This window comes from Sulfuricurvum sp. (genome assembly GCF_049305995.1).
Taxonomy (GTDB): Bacteria; Campylobacterota; Campylobacteria; order Campylobacterales; family Sulfurimonadaceae; genus Sulfuricurvum.
In genome coordinates this window covers 1-2930 of the sequence record NZ_JBAQPS010000219.1, presented here as the reverse complement: position 1 = coordinate 2930, position 2930 = coordinate 1, and the positions used below count along the sequence as shown (strand labels likewise).

4 protein-coding genes and 1 pseudogene are annotated in these 2930 nt (G+C 34.5%); all 5 read right to left on the bottom strand.

All coding sequences use genetic code 11. The features are described 5' to 3' along the window. Positions 1 to 724 (bottom strand): ORF6N domain-containing protein (locus WA010_RS07585; RefSeq protein WP_422556525.1); only part of this gene is annotated, 724 nt, incomplete at its 3' end. Between the two features lie 4 nt (positions 725 to 728). Further along, on the bottom strand, positions 729 to 1022 hold the full coding sequence (locus WA010_RS07580; RefSeq protein ID WP_422556524.1) for an ATP-binding protein: 294 nt from the start codon (positions 1020 to 1022) through the stop codon (positions 729 to 731). Next, positions 1015 to 1143 carry a hypothetical protein gene (locus WA010_RS07575; RefSeq protein ID WP_422556523.1) on the bottom strand — a complete coding sequence of 43 codons (129 nt, stop codon included), beginning with the start codon at positions 1141 to 1143 and terminating at the stop codon, positions 1015 to 1017. The genes WA010_RS07580 and WA010_RS07575 overlap by 8 nt, the downstream gene beginning before the upstream one ends. Before the next feature lie 122 nt (positions 1144 to 1265). Further along, positions 1266 to 1994, bottom strand: coding sequence for a DUF3800 domain-containing protein (locus tag WA010_RS07570; protein WP_422556522.1), 729 nt, complete (start codon positions 1992 to 1994; stop codon positions 1266 to 1268). A gap of 358 nt (positions 1995 to 2352) precedes the next feature. Then, positions 2353 to 2930 (bottom strand): annotated as a pseudogene (locus WA010_RS07565) (transcriptional regulator); the annotation flags it as partial.

Genomic DNA, 2930 nt, shown 5'->3' with positions numbered 1-2930 from the left:
GCTCGATATTTTGATATTGTGCTTGGTATTTTTGATAATCAAGTGCTAGTTGTTTGGTGATGGTTTGGGTATAAATTTTGATTTTGAGATAGGGGTATTTGCTAAAGAGGGTAAAAACACTATCGTCGATGTAGTTGTCGATCAGTACGATTTCTTTTTTTGCACTTTTTAACAAATCATTGACGAACGCATACGCATCGTAAATCTGTCCGTCGTAGAAAATACCTTGTTTTGGTTTTTGATTCCTCTCTTCTAAAGCATTTAAGACTTGCTCTATTTTGGCATCTGTTTTGATTTCGTAAGTAAGCTGTCTTTTTTCAAGTGTTTCAAATTTTTGAAATAAATTTGCATTATTAGAGATAAATCGTTTCATATTTACAAATGTTTTGATGATTTGTATGCTCATTTCAATTGCTGTTTGGCTTTTGAGTACGGCACTAAGCATTGAAACACCTTGCTCGGTGAATACAAAAGGCATTTTTCTAAGTCCCATTGTTTCACTATTGGATGTCGCAAATTGAGATATCCAATTTTCAAGCTCCTCTTTTGTCATCTGGAACATAAACTCATAGGGAAATCTCTCAATATTTCTTTTGACTTGTTCATTTAATCTTCTTGTCTCTACACCATAAAGTGCCGCCAAATCTCTATCCAACATCACTTGATGCCCTCGAATGGTGTAGATTTTATTTGAGATGCTGTCGGCGGTAGTCAAGTCATTCATTTATCTAGCTCCTTCTGTTTTCAGTTGTCTCAAAATTTGCAATCTCTGCTTTTAGACTATGGAGCTTCGCTTGATCAGCTCGAAATTGCGTCCCGACAATACTTTTGTCTTTATCTTTTACGCCGAAAATGAGCCATGCTTCATCATGCCCTTTTAGGTTCGCTTCGTTTGATAATGCACTAAAATATTTTCCTAAATCGTTAGAGTCGAAATTATTTTTCGCCTCTTTAAACTCCAAAACTTCGGTTTCAAAATTTTGAGATAAAAAGGTCTTTAACTGCGTATCGATATCAATCATATGATTTGTCCTCGTCAAAAATAGCTTTGATATTTCCATTTTTGTTTTGATAGATGAGAATGTCACTCATGATATCCCTTTGAAAAGGTTTGATGTAGGTGACATCGACGATATTTAGCATTTACTAAACCTTTTTATATTTTTCGTTGTAATTTCAATAAAACTTGAGTATAATTTCTGCATTGGATTGCAGATTGGCGATCGGCTTCAAGCCTCAGAGGATTCTCTGGGGCTTTTTGCTTTTTATGGATATACTTTAAGCCCCACACCTTCAACTCTCCCACTATCTGATTTATGAAATTTGTCTTTTAGTACATCAAACGCTCTATTGGTCTGTTCAGGTTTGAGTACGCTTAACCCTATCGGTCGAGCTACCAAATCAGCCAGTTGCAAACCTGCGGAATTGCTCATTTTATTGGCTAAAATGATTTCAAAAGGGAAGCGTACATTTTTAAAGTTGTGCCCGTCACATACTCTGCGAAACTCTAATTCCAATTCCTCATCTTCGTTTTTCCCTCGTTGTTCTACTATGATATGTGTCATTTTGGTGTGTTCATTTTTCGACTCCAAAAATCGATAGGTTCGCTCCATGCAATATTTTAGAGCGATATCGTATGGGCTATTCGTATGGCTGAATAGTTTATCTTTTTGTATAACCGTCGCAATAATCGTAAAATCTTCCTCATAGATGATTTGTGTCAATTCATCTAAAAAAGACTCTTTTTTCTCTTTTGAATTGAGGATTTTGAACCAACCCTTATCCCTCCGAATCTCGTTTTCATGGAGTACCACCATATCGTGACCGAAATGTTTAAACTTGAAATCTTTGAGTTTTAAAACCGCACTTTGTGAATACTTCTCTTTTTCAAAAATACAAAAAGCCAAAACAAAAATAGGGAAATCTTTATTGATAGACGTCAGTGAATGATCGCCACTTTCATCGACATAAACAATGTAGTTGCTGAAATTCATTTTGCTTCCCTATTCATCATTACAGCAAGCCCACGTATAGTATGGATTTTATTTGAGATGCTATCGGCGGTAGTCAAGTCATTCATTTAAATCTCTCCAAATTTTTTAAATTTACCCCAATATGATACATCTGCGTACTATCAAAATTTACACTATGCATTTTTTGCATATTGCTTTTTTCATCCATTTCTCTAGTTCCCTTGATTTTGAACTGTCGTAAAATTTGCGATAGTTACTCCATATTTTGCCAAGTTTCTATCCAACATTGCGGTAAGCCCTCGGATGGTGTCAACGATATTTTGCATCTATTTTCCTTTTAAGTTGTCTTTAAATTGTCTAAATAATCGTCTAAAACCGTCTAAACTTTTTTTGATTTAGACAATATCCAGTCATACCCAACTGTTTCGATCATACCGCTTGTTCTAAGCTTTTGCAGAGTGTTTTTTACTTTATTTTTCTTTTGTTTTTCGTCTAAAATATCCGGTAATTTGTCTAATAGTAATTTTTCAAAATCGGTTTTTTTAGCCTTTCCAAACTTCGTTAAATATTTAATTATCAAAGCTTGATAGTGTTCATCGTTAATGCCCTGCATCTTGATATACTCATCTTCTTGATTGGTGTGCTTGGCCACATTGGAAGATATATGAAGATTCGGTCTTTTCCCTTCGATGAGATTTTTAGCTTTTAAAATTTTTGATTCATTTGCATTTAGAGTATGTCCTTTTTGTACTTTATCCAGTAAAATGATCTCTTCGAGCGACAGATCAGGCATACTCGAAAGTTTTGAAGCATACTTCACATCAAGCACTTTCCCCTCGATAGTCACTTTTACAGATTCATTGCTTAATTCATATTCAGGAAGTGGAAAAAACTTGTTTTTTTGGATCATAAACATCTTTTTGATACCACTACCTATAGTATCGATAAGATTTAAAT